The organism is Nocardioides sp., from assembly GCF_041600255.1.
Taxonomy (GTDB): domain Bacteria; phylum Actinomycetota; class Actinomycetes; order Propionibacteriales; family Nocardioidaceae; genus Nocardioides.
This window is the reverse complement of the sequence record NZ_JBFIKK010000008.1, coordinates 1-20,493: the sequence shown is the minus strand read 5'-3', so window position 1 is coordinate 20,493 and position 20,493 is coordinate 1. Positions and strand designations below refer to the sequence as shown.

Annotated in this window: 19 protein-coding genes; 10 read left to right on the top strand and 9 right to left on the bottom strand. The window is 71.3% G+C overall.

The genetic code is table 11. The features are described 5' to 3' along the window. Nucleotides 1-9: 9 nt before the first annotated feature. Nucleotides 10-1,167: a pyridoxal phosphate-dependent aminotransferase gene (locus tag ABZE72_RS01880; protein ID WP_372727316.1), complete on the bottom strand. Its 1,158-nt coding sequence runs from the start codon at nucleotides 1,165-1,167 to the stop codon at nucleotides 10-12. A gap of 43 nt (nucleotides 1,168-1,210) precedes the next feature. Between ABZE72_RS01880 and pyrE the strand changes: the two genes are divergently transcribed. Together pyrE and ABZE72_RS01870 are read left to right on the top strand one after the other, a co-directional pair. Beyond that, nucleotides 1,211-1,756: an orotate phosphoribosyltransferase gene (gene pyrE / locus ABZE72_RS01875; RefSeq protein ID WP_372727315.1), complete on the top strand. Its 546-nt coding sequence runs from the start codon at nucleotides 1,211-1,213 to the stop codon at nucleotides 1,754-1,756. Then, the gene (locus ABZE72_RS01870) at nucleotides 1,749-2,732 is read left to right on the top strand and encodes a DUF368 domain-containing protein (protein ID WP_372727314.1); all 984 of its coding nucleotides are present in this window, start codon (nucleotides 1,749-1,751) and stop codon (nucleotides 2,730-2,732) included. Before pyrE ends, ABZE72_RS01870 begins: the two co-directional genes overlap by 8 nt. On the opposite strand, the gene ABZE72_RS01865 is transcribed toward ABZE72_RS01870, so the two are convergent. After that, nucleotides 2,686-3,348 carry a DedA family protein gene (locus ABZE72_RS01865; protein WP_372727313.1) on the bottom strand — a complete coding sequence of 221 codons (663 nt, stop codon included), beginning with the start codon at nucleotides 3,346-3,348 and terminating at the stop codon, nucleotides 2,686-2,688. The genes ABZE72_RS01870 and ABZE72_RS01865 overlap by 47 nt on opposite strands. 122 nt (nucleotides 3,349-3,470) lie before the next feature. Between ABZE72_RS01865 and ABZE72_RS01860 the strand changes: the two genes are divergently transcribed. Next, a complete protein-coding gene (locus ABZE72_RS01860) occupies nucleotides 3,471-4,121 on the top strand; it encodes a TrmH family RNA methyltransferase (RefSeq protein WP_372727342.1) in 651 nt (216 codons plus the stop codon). Here ABZE72_RS01860 and ABZE72_RS01855 read toward each other — a convergent pair. The 4 genes from ABZE72_RS01855 to ABZE72_RS01840 all read right to left on the bottom strand — a co-directional run bounded on the left by ABZE72_RS01855 (nucleotide 4,067) and on the right by ABZE72_RS01840 (nucleotide 8,298). Further along, nucleotides 4,067-4,612 carry a SigE family RNA polymerase sigma factor gene (locus ABZE72_RS01855; RefSeq protein ID WP_372727312.1) on the bottom strand — a complete coding sequence of 182 codons (546 nt, stop codon included), beginning with the start codon at nucleotides 4,610-4,612 and terminating at the stop codon, nucleotides 4,067-4,069. The genes ABZE72_RS01860 and ABZE72_RS01855 overlap by 55 nt on opposite strands. Beyond that, nucleotides 4,609-5,451 (bottom strand): hypothetical protein, encoded by an 843-nt coding sequence (locus ABZE72_RS01850; protein WP_372727311.1) that lies wholly within the window; start codon nucleotides 5,449-5,451, stop codon nucleotides 4,609-4,611. The genes ABZE72_RS01855 and ABZE72_RS01850 overlap by 4 nt, the downstream gene beginning before the upstream one ends. 110 nt (nucleotides 5,452-5,561) lie before the next feature. Beyond that, on the bottom strand, nucleotides 5,562-7,706 hold the full coding sequence (locus ABZE72_RS01845; RefSeq protein WP_372727310.1) for a M14 family zinc carboxypeptidase: 2,145 nt from the start codon (nucleotides 7,704-7,706) through the stop codon (nucleotides 5,562-5,564). 109 nt (nucleotides 7,707-7,815) lie between these two features. Further along, nucleotides 7,816-8,298 (bottom strand): DUF2867 domain-containing protein, encoded by a 483-nt coding sequence (locus tag ABZE72_RS01840; protein WP_372727309.1) that lies wholly within the window; start codon nucleotides 8,296-8,298, stop codon nucleotides 7,816-7,818. An 88-nt stretch (nucleotides 8,299-8,386) separates the two neighbouring features. Here ABZE72_RS01840 and fbaA point away from each other — a divergent pair, with 88 nt between their 5' ends. After that, nucleotides 8,387-9,418, top strand: a complete 1,032-nt coding sequence (gene fbaA, locus ABZE72_RS01835; protein WP_372727308.1) for a class II fructose-bisphosphate aldolase — start codon at nucleotides 8,387-8,389, stop codon at nucleotides 9,416-9,418. A gap of 202 nt (nucleotides 9,419-9,620) precedes the next feature. Then, on the top strand, nucleotides 9,621-10,643 hold the full coding sequence (locus tag ABZE72_RS01830; protein ID WP_372727307.1) for a hypothetical protein: 1,023 nt from the start codon (nucleotides 9,621-9,623) through the stop codon (nucleotides 10,641-10,643). Between the two features lie 72 nt (nucleotides 10,644-10,715). Here ABZE72_RS01830 and ABZE72_RS01825 read toward each other — a convergent pair whose 3' ends face one another. Continuing rightward, a complete protein-coding gene (locus tag ABZE72_RS01825; RefSeq protein ID WP_372727306.1) occupies nucleotides 10,716-12,212 on the bottom strand; it encodes a DHA2 family efflux MFS transporter permease subunit in 1,497 nt (498 codons plus the stop codon). Between the two features lie 37 nt (nucleotides 12,213-12,249). Between ABZE72_RS01825 and ABZE72_RS01820 the strand changes: the two genes are divergently transcribed. After that, nucleotides 12,250-12,663: a DUF3151 domain-containing protein gene (locus ABZE72_RS01820; protein ID WP_372727305.1), complete on the top strand. Its 414-nt coding sequence runs from the start codon at nucleotides 12,250-12,252 to the stop codon at nucleotides 12,661-12,663. Between the two features lie 64 nt (nucleotides 12,664-12,727). Here the strand turns inward: ABZE72_RS01820 and lysS are convergent, their stop codons facing one another. Beyond that, nucleotides 12,728-14,461, bottom strand: a complete 1,734-nt coding sequence (lysS, locus tag ABZE72_RS01815) for a lysine--tRNA ligase (protein ID WP_372727304.1) — start codon at nucleotides 14,459-14,461, stop codon at nucleotides 12,728-12,730. A gap of 274 nt (nucleotides 14,462-14,735) precedes the next feature. Here lysS and ABZE72_RS01810 point away from each other — a divergent pair, with 274 nt between their 5' ends. Beyond that, nucleotides 14,736-15,728: a helix-turn-helix domain-containing protein gene (locus ABZE72_RS01810; RefSeq protein WP_372727303.1), complete on the top strand. Its 993-nt coding sequence runs from the start codon at nucleotides 14,736-14,738 to the stop codon at nucleotides 15,726-15,728. Between the two features lie 16 nt (nucleotides 15,729-15,744). Here ABZE72_RS01810 and ABZE72_RS01805 read toward each other — a convergent pair whose 3' ends face one another. Next, the gene (locus ABZE72_RS01805; RefSeq protein ID WP_372727302.1) at nucleotides 15,745-16,656 is read right to left on the bottom strand and encodes a diacylglycerol kinase family protein; all 912 of its coding nucleotides are present in this window, start codon (nucleotides 16,654-16,656) and stop codon (nucleotides 15,745-15,747) included. 127 nt (nucleotides 16,657-16,783) lie between these two features. Between ABZE72_RS01805 and ABZE72_RS01800 the strand changes: the two genes are divergently transcribed. From ABZE72_RS01800 to purD, 3 genes are all read left to right on the top strand, one after another. After that, the gene (locus tag ABZE72_RS01800) at nucleotides 16,784-18,079 is read left to right on the top strand and encodes an adenylosuccinate synthase (protein ID WP_372727301.1); all 1,296 of its coding nucleotides are present in this window, start codon (nucleotides 16,784-16,786) and stop codon (nucleotides 18,077-18,079) included. 75 nt (nucleotides 18,080-18,154) lie between these two features. Next, complete coding sequence (locus ABZE72_RS01795) at nucleotides 18,155-19,057, top strand: catalase (protein WP_372727300.1); 903 nt, start codon at nucleotides 18,155-18,157, stop codon at nucleotides 19,055-19,057. A 28-nt stretch (nucleotides 19,058-19,085) separates the two neighbouring features. Further along, nucleotides 19,086-20,345: a phosphoribosylamine--glycine ligase gene (gene purD / locus ABZE72_RS01790; RefSeq protein ID WP_372727299.1), complete on the top strand. Its 1,260-nt coding sequence runs from the start codon at nucleotides 19,086-19,088 to the stop codon at nucleotides 20,343-20,345. The last annotated feature ends 148 nt before the right edge of the window (nucleotides 20,346-20,493 follow it).

Below are 20,493 nucleotides of genomic sequence, written 5' to 3'. Positions count from 1 at the left end.
CTCGGCCGCTCAGGCCGTCAGGTCGCCGGACGCGAGGCGTGCCAGACCCTGCTCGATCAGCGCCGGCTCCTTGCAGAACGCGAACCGCACCAGGTGTCGACCGGCCTCGACGTCGTCGTGGAAGGCCTGGCTGGGGATCGCGACCACGCCGGCGCGTGCCGGCAGGGCCAGGCAGAAGGCCATCCCGTCCGGCCAGCCCAGAGCGCTGATGTCGGCCGTGGCGAAGTAGGTGCCTTCGGGCTCGCGGACCTCCATGCCGACCTCGCGCAGGCCCGTGCACAGCAGGTCGCGTCGGCCGGCCAGCTCCGCGGCCAGGCGTCGGGGGAACTCGGCCTCGGCGTCCAGGGCGTGGGCGATCGCGGGCTGCAACGGTGAGCCGGAGGTGAAGGTGAGCCACTGCTTGGCCGCGAGTACGGCGCCCACGAGCTCGGCCGGACCCGTGGCCCACCCGACCTTCCAGCCGGTGAACGAGTACGACTTGCCCGCGCTGGAGAGCGTCAGGGTCCGCTCGAACATCCCGGGCAGGGTCGCCAGCGGCACGTGCGCGTGCTCGTCGTAGACCAGGTGCTCGTAGACCTCGTCGGTGATCACGACCAGGTCGTGCTCGATCGCGACGTCCGCGATCGCCTGCAGTTCGGCGCGGGTCAGTACGGTGCCGGTCGGGTTGTGCGGCGTGTTGACCAGCATCAGCCTGGTCCGTGCGGTGACGGCGGCACGCAGGGCGTCGACGTCGAGCCGGAACTCCGGCGCGCGCAGGGTGATCGGGCGTCGTACGCCGCCGGCCATCTGGATCATCGCGACGTAGGAGTCGTAGTACGGCTCGAGCACGACGACCTCGTCGCCCGGGTCGACCAGACCCAGCAGGGCGGCGGCGATCCCCTCGGTGGCGCCGGTGGTGACGACGACCTCGGAGTCCGGGTCCAGGTCGAGGCCGTAGTGGCGCTGCTGGTGTCGGGCGATCGCCTGCCGCAGCGCCGGTACGCCGATCCCCGGGGCGTACTGGTTGTGGCCGGACCGCAGGGCCTTCACCGCCCGGGCGATCACCGACGGCGGGCCGTCCACGTCCGGGAACCCCTGCCCCAGATTGATCGCACCGGTGCGCATCGCCAGCGCGGACATCTCGGAGAAGATCGTGGGCGGGATGCCGTGCAGGCGGTGGGCAAGCATGGTTGTGACCCTACGACGCCGGGCGAGTGGTTGGATTGCGCCTGTGACCGCCACGACCCAACCTGCTGACCCGGACCTCGCCCGCGACATCGATGCCTGCTGTCGCCTGACCGGGGAGTTCACGCTCCGCTCCGGACAGGTGGCGAGCGAGTACTTCGACAAGTACCTCTTCGAGGCCCGGCCGGAGCTGCTGGCCCGGGTGGCGCGGCAGATGGTCGACCTGCTGCCCGAGGACACCGAGCTGCTCGGCGGACTCGAGCTCGGTGGCGTCCCGATCGCCACGATGGTGAGCAGCCTGACCGGACGGCCGGCGCTGTTCGTGCGCAAGCAGGCCAAGGAGTACGGCACCTGCAAGCTGGCCGAGGGCCCCGACGTGGCCGGCCGCCGGGTGACCCTGGTCGAGGACGTGATCACCACCGGTGGTGCCGTCCGCGACGCCACCAGGGCGCTGCGTGCGGCCGGGGCGATCGTCGAGGTCGTCGTCTGCGCGATCGACCGCAGCCCGGCCGGCGAGAACCCCTTGGCCGACGTCGGCCTCGAGGTGCGCCCGGTGCTCACCAAGACCGAGCTGGACGCCGTCCGTGGCTGAGGTCGGGCCCGAGGTCGGCTCGAGCGTCCTGGCCACCCGGCGCTCCCGGGGGCAGCTGCCGCTCGACGTCGGACGTGGCTTCCTGATCGGCACCGCCGAGCTGGTGCCGGGTGTCTCGGGTGGCACGGTGGCCCTGGTCACCGGGGTCTACGACCAGCTGATCGACTCCGCCCACCACGTCGTCTCCGCGCTCCGTCGGCTGGTCACCGGCCCCGATCGGTTCGCCTCGGCCGGCGCCGAGCTGCGTCGTACCGACTGGTTCCTGATCGTCCCGATCCTCCTCGGCATGGCCGCCGCCATCCTGAGCATCGCGGGCCTGATGTCGAGCTTCGTGACCGACCACCCGGAGGCGGCCCGTGGGCTGTTCTTCGGGCTGGTGGCGGTCTCGGTCGTGGTGCCGGTGCGGATGCTGCCGCTCGGTCACCGCCCCCTGCTGGTCGAGCTCGCCCTGGTCGCCGTCGTTGCGGCCGCGACGTTCTGGTTGGTGGGTCTGGCCGGCAGTGGCGCCGAGGCCGACCCGGCACCGCTCCTGGTCTTCGCTGCTGCGGCCATCGCGATCTGCGCGCTGGTGGTCCCGGGCATCTCCGGGTCGTTCTTCCTGCTCACCATCGGGCTCTACACCGTCACCCTCGACGCGATCCACGACCGCGACCTGGGCTATGTGGCGGTCTTCGCGCTGGGGGCCTTCGTCGGGCTGGCGTCGTTCGTGCAGGTGCTCAACTACCTGCTGACCCACCGCCGTCGCATCACCCTGCTGGTGATGATCGCGTTGATGCTGGGCTCGCTGCGGGCGCTGTGGCCGTGGCAGTCCGTGCCGAAGACCGCGGCGGACGGCGAGGCGCACGGCCCCGGAGCGCTGCTGGCGCCCTACGACCCGGTCGCCGTGCCGCTGCTCCTGGCACTGCTCGGCGCGGTCGTGGTGGCGGTGCTCATCGCTGTGGAGTCTCGCCGGACTCACGACGCCACTCGAGGATGAGCGGGATCGCGAACACGGCCAGGATCAGCAGGAGTGCGAAGTCGAGGTTGTCGCCGAGCCAGGGGATGCCGCCGAGGAAGTAACCGAGCAGAGTGATGCCCACCACCCAGAGCACGGCGCCGATGAAGCTCCACAGCCAGAACGTGTGGCGCCGCATCCCGGTGGCGCCGGCCACGACGGTGATGAAGGTGCGGACGAACGCCACGAACCGGCCCAGGACCAGCGCGGTGGAGCCGTGCCGCTCGAAGAACTCATGGGTCTGGTCGAAGTGCCGGCGCTTCAGGAAGCGGCCGTTGCGGCGGTAGAGGGGCGGGCCGACGCGCCGCCCGATCTCGTACCCGACCACGTTGCCGCCGAAGGCGGCCGCGATCAGCAGCGTCATGGCGATCAGCAGCTCGGCGACCACGCCCCCGGGGAAGAGGTCGATCTGACCGGTGGCGATGAAGAGGCCGAGGCTGAACAGCAGGGTGTCGCCCGGCAGGAACGGGAAGAGCAGGCCGCACTCGACGAAGATGACCACGAGTGCGATCCAGAACAGGGTCTCCCCGAGGTGTCCGAGCCACCACTCGAGTTGCAGCCAGTCGATACCGAACAGGAATGGTTCGATACCCAGCACGGGCGTGAGCCTAGCGGGAGGCTGCGACTAACGTTCGGCCCGTGCACCCGTCGACCACTCCGCCGCCCCCCGAGGCGTCTGCCGGCGAGCCCCAGGGCGAGCGGCGCGCGCCGTACGACCCGATGCCGCACGGGCCGGCGGAGGTCGGGGTCGGTCCCTGGTCGGGCCCGTGGCCCGAGGGGGAGCAGTACGACGCCACCCTGCTCGCCGAGGGCGACCGACGCAACGTGGTGGACCGCTACCGCTACTGGTCGATGGAGGCGATCGTCGCCGACCTCGACACCCGGCGCCACGACTTCCACGTGGCGATCGAGAACTGGCAGCACGACTTCAACATCGGCACGATCGTGCGCTCGGCCAACGCCTTCCTGGCCGCCGAGGTGCACATCGTCGGCAACCGCCGCTGGAACCGCCGTGGCGCGATGGTGACCGACCGCTACCAGCACGTGCGGCACCACGAGAGCGCCGCCGACCTCGCGGCGTACCTGCACGAGGCCGGCGTCCAGCTGCTCGGCATCGACAACCTGCCCGGCTCGGCCCACCTCGAGACGATGGCGATGCCCCGGAAGGTCTGCTTCCTCTTCGGCCAGGAGGGGCCCGGTCTCTCCGAGACCGCTCGCTCGGTCTGCGACGGCACGTTCTCGATCGCCCAGTTCGGCTCGACCCGGTCGATCAACGCCTCGGCTGCCGCCGCGATCACCATGCACGCGTGGATCCGTCAGTACGCCGACCTGTCCGGCGACGCGACCGCCGACGGCGTCTGGCGCGGCTGATCGGCCAGCAGGGACTGGAGCTTCGCGAGCCCTCGTGAGCTGTGGCTCTTCACCGTGCCCGTCGAGATCCGCAGCTCGTGCGCGGTCTCCTCGACCGAGAGTCCGAGCCAGTGCCGGAGCAGGACCGTGCGCCGCTGCATCGGTGGGAGCTGCTGGAGGGCGTCGAAGAGGGCCGACCTCTCCTCGTAGGGCAACGGCTCGCGGGCGGCCCGGTCCTCTGCCTCCAGCCCGGACCGCTCGCGGCGCCAAGGACGACGGGACTCGTCGATGTTCGCCCGCACGATGATCTGACGCGTGTAGGCCTCCTCGCGACCGTCCCGGTGCAGTCGCGGCCAGGCGACGTAGAGCTTGGTCAGGGCGGTCTGCAGCAGGTCGTCGGCACGGTGCCAGTCGCCGCAGACGGCGTAGGCGATCCGACGCAGATGGGTCTGCCGGGCCGTGACGAACTCGGAGTACTCGAGGTCGTGGCGTTCCCGAGACAGCGGGATCATCGCAGGCCCTCCCCGGAGTCGTACTGCGAGCGCGCGTAGCTGACCAGCTCGTCGAAGGTGGCGCCGACGACGTCGTCGGGTGGCGTGGTGATCACGTCCAGCTTCCCGTCGATGACGCGCCAGACGACGAAGTAGGCGAAGTCGTCCTCCGCGGCCCGCACCAGTGCCGCTCCGGTCGGGGTGCCGGCGGGGGCGAAGGAGTCCCCGAGCCGGGGGTCGTCGGTGCGCTGGAGGATCTCGCTTCCCGGGCTCGCGACCACCGTGCCCTGGTCGGTCAGTCGAAGGGTCTCCGGCCAGCCGTCGTCACCTCCGGTCGCGCCGTCGACCTGGTCGGCCACGTAGGCGGAGAAGCTCGCCCACCCGTTGCTGGGCGCCGTCGAGGAGTAGCCGTAGCCCCTCTCGGTGAGTCGCACGATTGCCCACTGCCGCTTCCCCTCGAAGGTGATGTCGAGGGCATCCGACTTCTTGGGGGGCTGGTAACCGTAGGGATTCTCGATGCGGTCGTGCACCACGACCCCGGGACGGATCTGCAGCTCGCCGTCGAGGTAGCGCAGCGGGGTGTTGTCCTCCCAGGCCGGGGCGGCGCTCTCGCTCTCGCCGGGCGTCGGCGGTGGGTCGGTGGCGACGTACCCTTCGCCGGCGCGGGGGTCCCCACCCGGCGCAAGCGCCCAGGTCGTGCCGCCCAGTGCTGCCACCACCGCCAGCGCTGCGACCCCGGCCGTCACCCGGCGGCGTACCAGCGCCGTGCGCCCCGCCTGGATGCGCTCGCTGACCGGCCGGTGTGCCGGCCCGTCGCCGAACGACCGGTCGATCTCCTCGTGGAGCTCCGGCAATGACATGGCCCCCGCCTTTCCGTGATTCAGCCTCTCAGAGGTGAAGACGGAGGACGGGGGCCATCGGTTGTCAGCAGGTGGGCGGTCGTGCCGCCCACCTGGCGATCACCGGGTGGTCACCACTTCTTGCGGCAGGCCTTCAGGTTGACCTTCTTGGTCTGACCGCGGTCGATGAAGACCTTGGTCTTCTGCAGGACCTTGCCGTCCTTGCGCTCACAGGTGAGCGTGTAGGACTCCCGCTTGCCCTTCGTGCGCACCTTCTTGGCGTCGAAGAGCTCCGAGGTCATCGTGTACGACGGCGTGATCGACGCGTAGTTGATCACCCGCAGCACGTAGGTGCCCGGGGTGGCGTTCTGCACGGTCACGTGCTCCTTCGAGCCCGGCATGTTGCCCGAGCCGCCGACCTCGGTCAGCGTGCCGTCGGCCTCCTTGCGGTAGACCTCGAGGTCGAGGTCGTCCGGGGTCTCCCAGTCGAGGTCGATCTCCCAGGTGGGGGCGGTCCGACCCGAGATCTTGAACTCATGGTCGTTGTGGTCGAGCGGGGCGGCGGTGCCGGTGAAGGTCTCCGCGGCGTACGGCTTCGAGGCCGGCTTGTAGTACGTCCGCGACCGCACGGCCGGGCGGGTCGAGGGGTTGACCAGCCAGGAGAACGTGCCCCGGCGGTTCAGCACGGTGATCGGCGTGTCGATGCCGTCCTTGAACGAGCTGCTCCAGGTCGGGGTGTCGAAGTCCTTCTTGAGCCGGAGCACGGCGCCCTTGGGGGCCTTGCCCTTGATCAGGCCGTTCGGCTTCTTGCTGACCGCGTGCTCGAGAGCGAGCAGGTACGCCGCGCGGTTGCCCTTGCCGGCGTACTTGCCGGCGCCGACGTACTCGTCGACGACGTGCTCGAATGGCGGGTGGAACTCGTCGGGGCCGATCTCGAAGGTGTAGCCGTAGCCGCCGGTGGCGTTGTAGGACCAGTCCTCGGTCGTGCCGGTGGTGTCGTAGAGCTCCCAGCCGTGGATGTTGCGGTAGCCGTTCTGCTCGGCCATCTTCGCGCCCAGCACCTTGAGGCCCTTCTCGTCCGGCGCGTCGCCGACCGGGATCCCGTCGTGCCCGATGGTGGCCGGGTTGACGCCGTTCGGGCGCAGGATCAGGTTCGAGAAGGTGTGGTTCGAGATCAGCATCGTGACCTGGCGCTCGGCGACGAGGTCGTGGATGTTCTGGGTCTCGGGCTCCGAGAAGGGAGCGGCGCCGCGGTAGGTGGCGCCGGCGTAGCCGAGCTCGAGCTCGGCCGGGTTCGGCGTGGGGCCGTCCACGCCGGGGCCGCCCCAGAGTCCGCCGTAGTTGCGGTTCAGGTCGACGCCCAGGCCGAAGCCGCCGGGGCTGGCCAGGGTCAGGCGGCAGCTGCCGTCCGGGGTGTCCTGGCCGTCCATGACGCGGCAGTTCTTGCGCTTGTAGGCCTGTCCGGGGGTGGCCAGGATCGAGGTGGTGCCGTCCAGCGGGTCGTGCTCGTTGAAGGCGCGCAGGTCGACCACGGAGCCGTCGGTGATCGACATCTCGAAGCCGTCGGGGTTCACGACGGGAACGACGACGACGCGGCCCTTCTTGAGCAGACGGGTGATCTGCTTGTTCTTGCCGTAGTTCTTCACCAGGTCGTGCGCGAACTCCATGGCGTTCTCACCCGAGGGCCACTCACGGGCGTGGTGCAGACCCATCAGCAGGAAGGTCGGGCGACCCGAGGCGGGCTTGGTGACGTCCGCGCCGATCTCAATGCCCTGGATGGTGCGACCGTCGAGGCTGGGCCGCGGCAGGTCGAACGCCTTGACCAGCTTGGGGTTCTTCGCCGCCAGCTCCGTCATCTCGCTGTTGTAATCGGCGAGCCGGCGGTAGCTGGTGCGGCCCGACGGCAGCGGGGAGACGGCGACGCGGGCGGCGTACGCCTCGTCGGCGGCGTTGATCTCGCCCTGGCGACGCAGCAGGTCCGGGATCTTGACGGTCCAGGAGAACCCGGCGTCCCGGAGCAGTGCTTCCTCCTCCGGCGTGTGCAGCACGACCTCGATGTAGTCGTGACCGGCGTGCTCGGTCAGGTCGAGACCGATGCGCTGCAACCGCTGCTTGGCGACCGACGTGGGGGTGTCGACGAGCACCATCTTCGCGGTGAACGAGGCAGCGGACGGTCGGTCCGCGAGCGTGGGCTGGGCCAGGGCGGTGCCGGTGAGGGCGACCGCCACCAGCGCCGCACCGAGCGCGGTGCGAGGACGCAGTGAGCGGGGGTTCATCGTCAAGAACTCCTGGGGCAGGGACTCGGGACCAGGGGTGTCTGGTCCTTCCCCGAAAACGCACGAGTCGCCGAAGGGTCACGCCCCCAGACGTCCGGAGAGGGGAAGATCACGTTCGGCCAGCGGTGATCTCGGCGATCAGGGTGCGGTGGCACAGGGCGATCACCGCTGCCCGGGCCGGCAGGTCGGCGAGCAGGTAGAGGCGACCGAGTGCGCCTCGCGGGGTGAAGGTCACGACCTGCTCGACCCGGCACTTGTGGTTGCTCACCGCCTGCACCGAGGTGCGCAGCGTGACGGTCCCCGGTGAGCGGACCGCCGCCTCGAGGAGCAGGACACCACGGGCGTCGTCGACCTTGAGCACCCGCCAGAAGCCGGCGGTGTCCCCGGGGCTGAGGCGCGCCTGCCCTGGCACCGGCCAGCGACGTCCGGCGCCACCGACGAGCCGGTCGATCCCGCCCCGGACCCGCCACGGTGCCGCATCGACGTACCACCGGGGCCGGCCGCCGGCCGCGACCACCGCCGCCCACGCCCGGGCCGGTGCCACGTCGAGGAGACTGCTGCGGTGGCTGGAGTGGAGCGGGTCGCCGGTCATGTTCCGAGCCTAGGAGCGGGCCCGTCGTGCAGCCCGGCAGCAGAGACTAGGGTTGGCCCTGCCGTCACTCGTTCTCTGAGGAGCCACCATGCCCATCGCCACTCCCGAGCGCTACGCCGAGATGCTCGACACCGCGAAGAAGAACGCCTTCGCGTTCCCGGCGATCAACGTCTCGTCGTCGCAGACCCTGAACGCCGCTCTGCAGGGGTTCGCGGACGCGGGCTCCGACGGCATCATCCAGGTCTCGACCGGAGGCGCGGAGTACCTCTCCGGTCCCGGCGTCAAGAACATGGTCACCGGCTCCGTCGCGTTCGCCGCGTACGCCGCCGAGGTGGCCAAGAACTACCCGGTGAACATCGCGCTGCACACCGACCACTGCCCCAAGGACAAGCTGGACGGCTTCGTCCGCCCGCTGGTCGCGATCTCGGCCGAGCGCGTCAAGCGTGGCGAGAACCCGCTCTTCCAGTCGCACATGTGGGACGGCTCCGCCGTACCGCTCGACGAGAACCTGGAGATCGCCCGCGAGCTGCTGGCCCAGTGCTCCGCGGCCAAGATCATCCTCGAGATCGAGGTCGGCGTCGTGGGTGGCGAGGAGGACGGTGTCGTCGGTGCGATCGACGACAAGCTCTACTCGACCCCCGAGGACGCGATCGCCACGGTCAAGGCGCTCGGTACCGGGGAGCAGGGTCGATACATGACCGCGCTGACCTTCGGCAACGTGCACGGCGTCTACAAGCCGGGCAACGTGAAGCTGCGCCCGGAGATCCTGAAGTTCGCCCAGGAGGCGGTCGTCGAGGGCCTCGGCCTGGAGGCCGGTGCGCGGCCGTTCGACCTGGTCTTCCACGGTGGTTCGGGCTCGTCGGCCGAGGAGATCGCGGCCGCGGTGGACTTCGGTGTGGTCAAGATGAACGTCGACACGGACACGCAGTACGCGTTCACCCGCCCGGTGGCGGCCCACATGTTCACCAACTACGACGGCGTGCTGAAGGTCGACGGCGAGGTCGGCAACAAGAAGGCCTACGACCCGCGCGCCTGGGGCAAGGCGGCCGAGGCCGGGATGGCGGCTCGGATCGTCGAGGCGTGCGAGAACCTGCGCTCGGCCGGCAAGTCGATCGCCTGACCGATCCCCCCTTTCCGCTGTAACGCGGGGTTATTGACGCTGCAGAGCTCCCCGGGGGCGCACTCAGCGTCAAGAACACCGCGTTACAGGGGAAATCGGCCGGTGTCCGCCGGATCTCCACAGGCGTCCACGCGGTCGCCGTCCTGCCCAGGCTGGCCGACAGCAGGTCCCGAGGCCGCCCGCCCGCCCCCACCATCGCGGCATGCGCCCACGCCTGGCGGCCCTCGCCGCGACCCAGTCCGGCCTGATCACCCGCACCCAGGCCATCGAGGCCGGCTACACCGAGCGCGAACTGCGCACCTGTACGTCGGTCCAGGGCCCGTGGGCCGTCGTACGACGGGGCGTGTACGTCGACCGGGCCCGCTGGGAGAGCCTGGACGAGCGTGACGAACGCTGGCGGCTGCGCGACCGTGCCGCCCAGCTGAGCACGAGCGTCGAGCACGTGCTGAGCCACGACTCGGCCGCACGCTCCCTGGAGCTCCCGTTCCTTCGCCCGCGCACCCCCTTGGTGCATGTCACCCGCCCGGGCGTCGGAGGCAGCCGCACCGAGCACGGCGTCAAGCACCACCTCTCCCGCCTGCCACCGCCGCAGCAGGCGACACCCGACGGGCTCCAGGTCACCGGACTGGCCCGGACCGCCCTGGACCTGGCTCGCGAGCACGGGTTCGAGACCGGTGTGACCGCCTGCGACGCCGCCCTGCAGCGCGGCGCGACGTTCGCCGACCTCGCCGCCCAGCTGGAGACGATGACCTGCTGGCCGCACATCACCCGGGCCCGAGCGGCTGTCGAGCACGCCGACCCCGGCGCGGAGTCGGTCGGTGAGTCGCTGGCCCGGCTGCTGGTGCTGGAGCTCGACCTCGGACCGGTGCAGACCCAGTTCGCCGTCCGCACCTCGCGCGGGACGGCCTGGTGCGACCTGCGGGTGGGGTGCCACGTCTTCGAGTTCGACGGCCGGGTCAAGTACCTGCGCACCCACGAGGGCGGCGTGGCCGCCCGTCCGGTCACCGAGGTGCTCTGGGAGGAGAAACGGCGGCAGAACGACGTGTGCGCGGCCGGGCTGGGGATGTCCCGGATCATCTGGGACGACCTCTGGGGAGCCCAGCGCAGCCATGCGCTCGACCGGCTGCGGGCCGAGTACGCCGTCACGCGTCAACGATTCGGGGCTCGGCTGCCCGAGCACTTGGCCCGGTTCGACCGCGAGCAGGCCGAGCGACGTACGGCCTGAGCCGCCGACTGGTGCGGTGCTGTTGACGCTGAGTGCCCCCCCGGGGGCGCACTCAGCGTCAAGAACACCGCGTTACAGCGGGGGGCGGACGGCGTAGCCCACGTGGCGAGGCCGCTCGAAGCAGAGCACCGCCAGCAGCCCGACGACCAGGACGGCGGGGGGCAGCAGCATGCTGGTCGCCATCGCCTGGCTGAACGGCGCGAGGACGGCGTCCGGCAGCGCGCCACCCCCGGCGGGGGCCTGGCCCGGGGAGAACCTCACGCCCTCGGCCCCGAGCCGGGCATCGATCAGCAGTGCGATCGCGGCCGAGCCGAGCACCGCTCCCAGCTGACGCGTGGCGTTGTAGACCCCGGACCCCGCTCCCGCCTGGTGCAGGGGCAGGTTGCGGGTGGCGGTCGCGCTGTTCGGCGCCCACACGAACGCGTTGCCCACGCCGAGCAGCGTCATCGGCAGCAGGATCTGCCAGACCGCGGAGTCCGGCGTCATCTGGCTCGACAGCCAGGTCAGCGACGTGATCACGGCGATGAAGCCGATCCCGGTGAGCAGCCGCGGGTGGACCCGGTCGGTCAGCTTCCCGACCTGGCGGGCCAGCAGGATGGTGACCAGTGCCATCGGCACCAGCAGCAGTGCCGAACGGGTGGGGCTCAGCCCGCGCACGAGCTGGGCGTAGAGCATCAGCGGGATCGCCAGCGCGGTGATCGCGAACCCCATCGCCGAGATGGCAACGTTGGCCAGGGAGAAGTTCCGGTCGGCGAAGAGGCTCAACGGGACCAGCGGTTCGCGACGGTTCCGGGCCTGCCAGAGCACGAAGATCACCAGCACCACGACCCCGGTGACGATCAGCCGCCAGACGGTGACCGGACCGGTGATCGTGCCCCAGTCGTACTGGTGGGCCTCCTGGATGCCGAAGACCAGCAGGAACATGCCGCCGCCGCTGAGCGCGACGCCCCACCAGTCGAAGCTGTGCGCGTTGGTGGGCAGGTGCGGCACCAGACGCCAGGCCAGCGCGAAACCGACCATGCCGACCGGGATGTTGATGAAGAAGATCCACTCCCAGCCCAGGGCGCCGACCAGCACACCGCCGAGGATCGGTCCGACCAGGGTCGCGACGCCGGCGGTGGCGCCCCACAACGCCATCGCCTGCCCACGCCGCTGGGCGGGGAAGATCCGGGTGATGATCGCCATCGTCTGCGGCGTGATCATCGCCGCGCCCAGCCCCTGCACCACCCGGGCCAGGATCAGGCCCTCGATGCTGTCGGTGAGGCCGCACCACAGCGAGGCGAGCGTGAAGACGGTCAGCCCGAGCAGGTAGAGCCGCTTCGGCCCGAACCGGTCGCCGAGCCGGCCGGTGATCAGCACCGGCACCGCATAGGCCAGCAGGTAGGCGCTGGTCACCCAGACGACCGCGTTCACGTCGGCCTGCAGGTCCTCGATGATCGCCGGGGTCGCGACCGAGACGATGGTCGAGTCGACCAGGATCATGAAGAACCCCAGGCACAGGGCGAAGAGGGCCGGCCAGGGGTCCTTCTCCTCCGTGACCGCGAGCGAGGGGGAGGAGGGGTGGGCCATGGGAGTAGTGAACACCCCGACGTGGACAATGCTGACCATGAACCACATCGATCTCATGGCCGGACCTCCGCCCACCCACCTGCCGGTGGACCCCAGCGCCGCCGAGCTCGAGGGCGGTGCCGCTCCCGCTGACGTCGTACGCCGTAACCCGGCGTCGCCGTTCGCCTGGGCGGCCTTCGCCGAGCAGGCCCGCGACGCCGGCGCCGACGACGTCACGGTCTACGCGTACTCCCGAGTGGGGTACCACCGCAGCCTCGACATGCTGCGTCGCAATGGTTGGAAGGGCCACGGCCCGGTGCCGTGGGAGCACGAGCCCAACCGTGGCTTCCTGCGCTGCCTGGCCCTGCTCGCGCTGAGCGCCCGGGCGATCGGCGAGACGCCGGAGTGGGACCGCTGCTCGGAGTTCCTGCGCGACTCCAGCCCCACGGCGTACGACGAGCTGCTGGGCTGATCCACCCCGACACCGAAACGCGCCCCCCGCCGAGACCGGCAGGGGGCGCGTTCGTCGTACGGGCTCAGGCGCGCAGCAGTGAGCGCACCTTCTCGGCGCCCAGGGCCACGAAGAGCGTGGGCAGCCGGGGACCGCGGTCGGCGTCCACGAGCAGGTGGTACAGCAGGCGGAAGAACTCCTTCTGGTCCGCCTTCACCTGCTCGGTCGGCGCGTCGTCGAGACCCAGCCCGCGCGCCAGCTTCGGCACGCCGTAGATCAGCGTGGTGATCTCCGCGAGGTCGAGATCGTCGGGCATCCGGTCGAGCAGCTGGCTCAGCCAGAGCTCCTCGTCCTCGGTCAGGGCCGCGAGCCGAGCAACGTCGGGCGACTCCCGCACCGTGGTCCGGTCCTCCGGCGGCACGAACTCGGCCGTCCAGGTCATCGCCTTGCCAAGTCGGGGTTCGAGCTCGGCGACCGAGGAGTGCTCGTGGCCGACGTTGCTGATCGTGGTGCTGATCAGCTCGGCGCTGCCGGCGGTCACGTCCGCGACCGAGGAGAGGATCCGGAACGGCACCACGACCTCGGGGGTCGGCAGGGTGCCGGCCGTCGAGGTGGCGCGGGCCCGCTCGAAGGCGAGCGTCTGCGCGTCGCGCTTGTCGGGGTTCGCGGCCTTGCGACCCAGTGAGTCCCACTCGTCGTAGAGCCGGACCACCTCGGGTCCGAAGTCGATCGTGAAGGCCTGCTTGGGCTGACGGCGCACGTAGAGCCAGCGCAGGATGGGCGCCTCGAGGACCTTGAGCGCGTCGGCGGCGGTGGGCACGCCGCCCTTCGAGGACGACATCTTGGCCATCCCGGCGACGCCGACGAACGAGTAGCCCACGAACGACGGTGCGCGGCCGCCGTAGATCTCCTTCACCAGCTGCTTGCCGACGGTGTACGACGACCCGGGGGTCGCGTGGTCGACGCCGCCCGGCTCGAAGTCGACGCCCTCGACCGACCAGCGCATCGGCCAGTCGACCTTCCACACGAGCTTGCCCTCGTGCTGCGTGGACAGGTTCGTGACGCCGGTGAAGTCGCACGAGGTGCAGGTGTAGGAGAGGTCGGTGCTCTCGTCGTCGTAGGCGGTCACGGTGGTGGTGTCCCGGCCGCACTCGCGGCAGTAGGGCTTGTAGGGGAAGCGGGCGAGTTCGTCCTCGCCGGTCGTCTCGTCGTCGTTGGCGACCGAGTCGGAGAGGTCCTGGGCGCCCTCGACCTCGGGGTCGGCAGCCGGCTCGGCCGCCTTGGTGCGGTAGCGCGCCATCACCCGCTCGATGTCGGCCCGCCGGCTCACCGCGGTGAGGATCTGGTCGCGGTAGGCGCCGGCCCGGTACTCGACGGTCTGCGAGACCTCGTCCATCTGCACGCCCAGCTCGGCCAGGGCGTTGCGCAGCGGCTCCTTGAAGTGCTCGGCCCACGACTCGTGGCACTCCCAGGGGTCCGGGACCGCCGAGAGCGGGCGACCGATGTGCTCGGCCCAGGCGGGGTCGACGCCGGCCGGCACCTTGCGGAACCGGTCGTAGTCGTCCCAGCTGTGCAGGTGGCGTACGGCGATGCCGCGGCGGCGGATCTCCTCGGCGACGAAGTGGACGGTGAGGAACTCGCGCAGGTTGCCCAGGTGGATCGGCCCCGACGGGCTCGCCCCGGAGGCGCAGGTGATCAGCTCGTCGGCGCCACCCTCCACACCCTCGCGCCCGGCCCGCGCATGCCGGATGGCGTCGTCGGCCGCGCGAGTGACCCAGTCGGTGGGTTCCTGCTGACCGGGGGTTGCGCCGCGTGCCATCTGGGGTGCTCCTGATCGGTGCCGGGGGTGGGGTGATGCGGGCCGCCACGCTACCGGAGGGGCATGGAAACCCCTGAAATGCGTGGGAGGGCGCCGAGCAGATGGCTCGGCGCCCTCACCAGTGCGTGACAATGTGCAACCGCATCCCCCGATGTGGGTCGCTGGAGCGGGCAGCCCCGAGAGGGCCGCTCGTTCTTGTCACGCAACGCCAGAGTCTCACCACTCGTCCGGACAACCCTGGCTCCAAGAGGTCGCCGACACTAACCTGCCAACCATGACTCGGCATGCAGCGTCCTCGGTCCTCTCCGCGCTCGGCTTCTCACCCGAGCAGGACCGTCTCCATCGGCACTGCCTGGCCCTCGCGGGCGCCGACGTCGAGACCGTGGCGGCGGCCTGCCAGCGCTCCCCGGCCGAGCTCCTCGACGACCTGGGCGCCCTGATCGGCGAAGGCATCGTCACCGTGGCGGAGGGTCGCGTGCACGTGCTCTCCGAGGCCCAGGCGCTGACCTGTCTGCTTACCCGGCAGGCGAGCCGGGCCCAGGAGACGCACGAGAGGCTCACGGGGATGGCCGCCGCGATCTCGTACCTGGCCGCACGCCCGGTGATGCCGGGGCCGGGGGAGGTCGAGGACCTCTCCCCGATCGACGGGGAGAAGAGCTCGGGCGGCAACGCGCTGGCCCTGTTGGGCCAGCTGATCCGGGAGAGCCGCGGCGACCTGCTGTGGTGGCGTCCGGACGCCTGGCGGATGCCGCGGGAGTCGGCGATGGCGGAGGTGGTCGCCGAGGCGGTGGCGTCGGGTCGTCGCTCCCGCGCGATCTACCCCGCGATCGCCCTGCAGGAGGCTCCGGACACCCTGCGCAGGCGCGCCGAGGCCGGCGAGCAGATCCGGATCGTGCCCGAGCTGCCCAGTCGTCTGGTCGTCCTGGGAGACAGCCACGCGATCCTGCCCGAGCCGATGGGCTCCGCGGACGAGCCCCGGCTGTTGATCCGCCAGCCCGCCCTGATCGAGGCGCTGACCCTGCTCTTCGAGCTGATGTGGGAGCGGGCCGCTCCGGTCCCGAGCCTCGACCGGCGCGAGGCCCGGCCCGACCTGCGCCGCCTGCTGCTGCTCCAGCTCGCGGACGGTGCCAAGGACGAGTCGATCGCGCGCACGCTGGGGATCAGCCTGCGCACCGTGCGACGACGGATCGCGGACATCCAGATCGAGCTCGGGGTCGACTCCCGGTTCCAGGCCGGGGTCGAGGCGGTACGCCGGGGCTGGCTGTGAGCGCTCGAGGCGCCGGTCAGGGCAACAGCATCGAGTAGGCCGCGTGCTCGACGTGCCAGGTGCGCCGGCGCTCGGGCCCGTACACCTCGCCGTCGGCGCTGACCCAGAACTGCTCGCCGGTGACCGAGACCGACATCCCCCGCAGCGACTGCACGTCGTCGGCCTCCTGGTGCGCCGCCCGGCTGAGGCGGGCGGCGTACGCGAAGCGGGCCAGGCCCCCGGTCGCCCGCGAGATCATCACGTCGATCAGGCCGTCGCCGGGGTCGGCGTCGGGGGTGAGTTCGGTGCCGCCGCCGACCGACGAGCCGTTGCCGAGCGCCACCATCAGCACCGGCCGGTCGACGTCGTTGACCAGTTCGCCGTCGACCTCGACCCGCAGCCGGACGATGGGGGGGTTCCAGGCGGTGAGCAGGGCGCCGATCGGGTAGCCGACCTTGCCCAGGTTCAACCGGCCGACGCCCACCGAGCCGAGGCGTTCCTTCCACCGGGCGCCGCGACGGCTGGCGTTCGCGCCCGCGCCGACGTGGACGCCGTTCACGACCACCTCGCCGACCTCGTCGACCAGGATGTCGAGCGGGGTCACCCGCCCGTCGAGGATCACCCGGGCGGCGTCCTCGATGTCGAGCGGGATGCCCGTGGTCCGGGCGAAGTCGTTGCCGGTGCCGCAGGGGAGCAGGCCGAGCACCGAGTTCTTCAGCTCGTTGCGGCGGTGCAGCGCCGCGATCACCGCGTGCAGGCTGCCGTCGCCGCCCGCGACGACGATCCGACGAGAGGCCGCCCGATGCAGGACGCCGTCGAGCTCGCCCGGGTTGGAGGTGCTCTGCACCTCCACCGAGGCACGCTCGCGCAGCACGGCGAGGCCGGCGGCGAGGTGCTCGTCGTCGGCCGTTCCGGCGGCGTCGTTGGTGATGACGAGGAGCGGGTCCATTGGGCGGACACTATCCGAGGCCGCGGTCCCGGCGACAACCTTTGGTAGCCTCTTGCCGCAAGAGCCCCGGTGCGCTGTTGCCGGGGCCTTCGGCATTTTCCGAGCATTCCATCCTGAGGAGCGAGCGATGCCCGCCATCGTGATCCTCGGCGCCCAGTGGGGCGACGAGGGCAAGGGCAAGGCGACCGACCTGCTGGCACAGCAGCAGGGCGAGGGGTCGATCGACTACGTGGTGCGCACCAGTGGCGGCCACAACGCCGGCCACACCATCGTGGTCAACGGCGAGAAGTTCGCCACCCACCTGCTGCCCAGCGGCATCCTGACGCCCGGCGCCACCTCGGTGATCGCCAACGGTGTCGTGGTCTCGCCGGAGGCCCTCTTCCGCGAGCTCGACCTGCTCATCGAGCGAGGCGTCGAGGTGGCCGACCTGGTGGTCAGCGCCAACGCCCACGTGATCGCGTCGTACCACTCGACGATCGACAAGGTCACCGAGCGCTTCCTCGGCAAGAACCAGATCGGCACCACCGGCCGCGGGATCGGGCCGGCGTACGCCGACAAGATCAACCGGGTCGGGATCCGGATCGCCGACCTCTTCGACGAGGGCATCCTGCGGCAGAAGATCGAGGCGGCGCTGGACCAGCGCAACCACCTGCTGGCCAAGGTCTACAACCGGCGCGCCATCGAGGTCGACGCCGTCGTCGAGGAGCTGCTCTCGTACGTCGAGCGGTTGCGCCCGATGGTCGCCGACACCTCGCTGCTGCTCAACCAGGCCCTGGACCGGGGCGAGACCGTGCTCTTCGAGGGCGCCCAGGCGACGATGCTCGACGTCGACCACGGGACGTATCCGTTCGTCACCAGCAGCAACCCCGTCGCCGGCGGCGTCTGCGTCGGAGCCGGGATCGGCCCGACCCGCATCGACCGGGTGATCGGCGTGATCAAGGCCTACACGACCCGGGTCGGCTCCGGCCCCTTCCCGACCGAGCTCTTCGACGCCGACGGCGAGAACCTGCAGCGGATCGGCGGCGAGATCGGCGTCTCGACCGGTCGCACCCGTCGCTGTGGCTGGTACGACTCCGTGATCGCCCGCTACTCCAGCCGGGTCAACGGCCTCACCGACTACTTCCTCACCAAGCTCGACGTGCTCGACTCCTGGGAGCGGATCCCGGTCTGCGTGGCCTACGAGATCGACGGCGTGCGCCACGACGAGATGCCGATGACCCAGACCGAGTTCCACCACGCCACGCCGATCTACGAGTACTTCGACGGCTGGAAGAGCGACATCTCCGGCTGCCGCTCCTTCGAGGACCTGCCGAAGAACGCCCAGGTCTACGTGAAGGCGCTGGAGGAGATCTCCGGCACCCGGATCTGGGGCGTCGGCGTCGGGCCGGGTCGCGAGCAGACGATCGTCGTCCACCCGGACTGAACGACTCCCGGGGCTCCGGCCCCGATCTCGGAGAAACCACCTCCGTGACCTGACCGTGACCATTAGCGTGACGGCGTGCTGGAACCAGAGGCCGCCGTCGGGCGGATCCGGGCGGCCTTCGGCGGTCCCGAGGGCTATCGCTGCCTGCACGCCAAGGGCGGGTTCTACGCTGGCACCTTCACCGCGACCCCCGAGGCGGCCGAGCTCTGCCGGGCCGGCCACTTCTCCGGCGTCGAGATCCCGGTCACCGTGCGCTGGTCCAACGCCGGAGGGAACCCGGAGGTGGGCGACCACCACCCGGACATCCGGGGGATGGCGGTCTCCTTCCAGCTCCCCGACGGCACGACCGCCGATCTGCTGGGCCAGACCTCGCCCCGGTTCCCGGTGCGCACGGTGGAGGAGTTCGTGGCGCTGACCGAGGCGAGTCGCCGGCTCTGGACGCTCCCGCTCCACCTGGCGCGGCACCCCCGACTCGTGCCCGTGCTGCTGGCCAGCGCCCGGGCCCGGGCGATCAGCTCGCACGTCAGCTACGCCGAGCCGACGTACCACCCGGTCCACGCCTACCGCTGGCTGGACGCGGCAGGCCAGGGGGCCTGGGTCCGGTACTCCTTCGTGCCGCACGCTCGGGCCGGGGACCGACTCGAGGAGTCCTTCACCGGGCCCGACCGGTTGCGTGACGAGATCCGGGCGCGGCTGGCCAGGGGGCCCGTCGACTACGACCTGCACGTCCGGGTCGCCGGCCCGCGCGACGACCCCCACGACCCCACGTCGGTCTGGCGGGGAGCCCGGGACCTGGTGGCGGGGCGGCTGTCGGTGACCCGGGCCGTGCCCGACCCCGAGTTCGCCGGCGCCGTGGTCGTCTTCGACCCGACCCGGGTGGTCGACGGGATCGAGCTCTCCGAGGACCCGATCCTGCGCCACCGACCGGCCGTGTACGGCGCCTCGGTGTCCCGCCGGGCGCGGCCGCGCGAGAAGTGAGGACCGCGCCGCACTACCCTTGACCGTCGTGACCACTTCGCCGCAGTCCCCACTCACGGTCCTGGTGATCGGCACCGGCGGACGCGAGCACGCGCTGGCCCGGGCCCTGGCCCACGACCCCACCGTCGCTGCCGTGCACGCCGCACCGGGCAATCCCGGCATGGCGGAGGTGGCCGAGCTGCACGACGTCGACGCCCTGTCCGGCGAGGCGGTGGCCGACCTGGCGGTCGAGCTCGGCGCCGACCTGGTCGTGGTCGGGCCCGAGGGTCCGCTGGTCGCCGGCGTCGCCGACGCGGTGACCGCTCGCGGCATCGCCTGCTTCGGCCCGTCCGGTGCCGCCGCCCGGCTGGAGGGCTCCAAGGCCTTCGCCAAGGAGGTGATGGAGGCCGCCGGGGTCCCCACCGCCACGGCGTACGCCTGCACCACCCCCGAGCAGGTCGCCGCCGCCCTCGACGAGTTCGGGCCGCCGTACGTCGTCAAGGACGACGGGCTGGCCGCCGGCAAGGGCGTCGTGGTGACCGAGGATCGTCAGGAGGCCGTCGACCACGCCGCCGGCTGCGAGCGCGTGGTGATCGAGGAGTACCTCGACGGCCCCGAGGTCTCGCTCTTCGCGATCACCGACGGCCGCACCGTCTACCCGCTGCAGCCCGCCCAGGACTTCAAGCGCATCTCCGACGGCGACCAGGGCCCGAACACCGGGGGCATGGGCGCCTACACGCCGCTGCCGTGGGCGCCCGAGGGTCTCGTCCAGGAGGTGCTGGACACCGTGCTCCAGCCGACCGTCGACGAGATGGCCGCGCGGGGCACGCCGTTCGCCGGCCTGCTCTACGCCGGTCTCGCGCTGACCTCCCGGGGCACCCGCGTGGTCGAGTTCAACGCCCGCTTCGGCGACCCGGAGACGCAGCCGCTGATGGCGCTGCTCGACAGCCCGCTCGCCCCGCTGCTGCTGGGTGCGGCGACCGGCACCCTGGCCGACGTACCGCCGCCGAGCTGGAAGCCGGGCGCGGCCGTGGCCGTGGTGCTGGCCAGCAAGGGCTACCCGGCCTCGGCCACCTCGGGCGCCGTGATCGACGGCATCGACCGGGCCGAGCAGCTGGACGGCGTCCACGTCATCCAGGCCGGCACCGCCCGCTCGGGCGACGACCTGGTCACCGCGGGTGGTCGGGTGCTCGCCGTGATCGGCACCGGTCCGGACGTCGCCGCCGCTCGCGAGGCGGCCTACGCCGGCGTCGGAACCGTAGAATTCGAAGGCGTCCAGCACCGCACCGACATCGCTGCGGGAATCTGAGGAGCAACGTGTCACTCCCCAACGTCCTGGCCACCCGGTACGCCGGAGCCGACCTGGCCCACCTGTGGTCGCCCGAGCACAAGATCGTCCTGGAGCGCCGGCTCTGGATCGCGGTGCTCAAGGCCCAGCGCGACCTCGGCATCGACGT

Coding starts and splice junctions, on each gene's coding strand:
- ABZE72_RS01880 (WP_372727316.1), bottom strand. CDS start 1,167: ATGCTTGCCCACCGCCTGCACGGCATCCCGCCCACGATCTTCTCCGAG.
- ABZE72_RS01860 (WP_372727342.1), top strand. CDS start 3,471: ATGCCGCACGGGCCGGCGGAGGTCGGGGTCGGTCCCTGGTCGGGCCCG.
- ABZE72_RS01855 (WP_372727312.1), bottom strand. CDS start 4,612: ATGATCCCGCTGTCTCGGGAACGCCACGACCTCGAGTACTCCGAGTTC.
- ABZE72_RS01850 (WP_372727311.1), bottom strand. CDS start 5,451: ATGTCATTGCCGGAGCTCCACGAGGAGATCGACCGGTCGTTCGGCGAC.
- ABZE72_RS01845 (WP_372727310.1), bottom strand. CDS start 7,706: ATGAACCCCCGCTCACTGCGTCCTCGCACCGCGCTCGGTGCGGCGCTG.
- ABZE72_RS01840 (WP_372727309.1), bottom strand. CDS start 8,298: ATGACCGGCGACCCGCTCCACTCCAGCCACCGCAGCAGTCTCCTCGAC.
- fbaA (WP_372727308.1), top strand. CDS start 8,387: ATGCCCATCGCCACTCCCGAGCGCTACGCCGAGATGCTCGACACCGCG.
- ABZE72_RS01830 (WP_372727307.1), top strand. CDS start 9,621: ATGCGCCCACGCCTGGCGGCCCTCGCCGCGACCCAGTCCGGCCTGATC.
- ABZE72_RS01825 (WP_372727306.1), bottom strand. CDS start 12,212: ATGGCCCACCCCTCCTCCCCCTCGCTCGCGGTCACGGAGGAGAAGGAC.
- ABZE72_RS01820 (WP_372727305.1), top strand. CDS start 12,250: ATGAACCACATCGATCTCATGGCCGGACCTCCGCCCACCCACCTGCCG.
- lysS (WP_372727304.1), bottom strand. CDS start 14,461: ATGGCACGCGGCGCAACCCCCGGTCAGCAGGAACCCACCGACTGGGTC.
- ABZE72_RS01810 (WP_372727303.1), top strand. CDS start 14,736: ATGACTCGGCATGCAGCGTCCTCGGTCCTCTCCGCGCTCGGCTTCTCA.
- ABZE72_RS01805 (WP_372727302.1), bottom strand. CDS start 16,656: ATGGACCCGCTCCTCGTCATCACCAACGACGCCGCCGGAACGGCCGAC.
- ABZE72_RS01800 (WP_372727301.1), top strand. CDS start 16,784: ATGCCCGCCATCGTGATCCTCGGCGCCCAGTGGGGCGACGAGGGCAAG.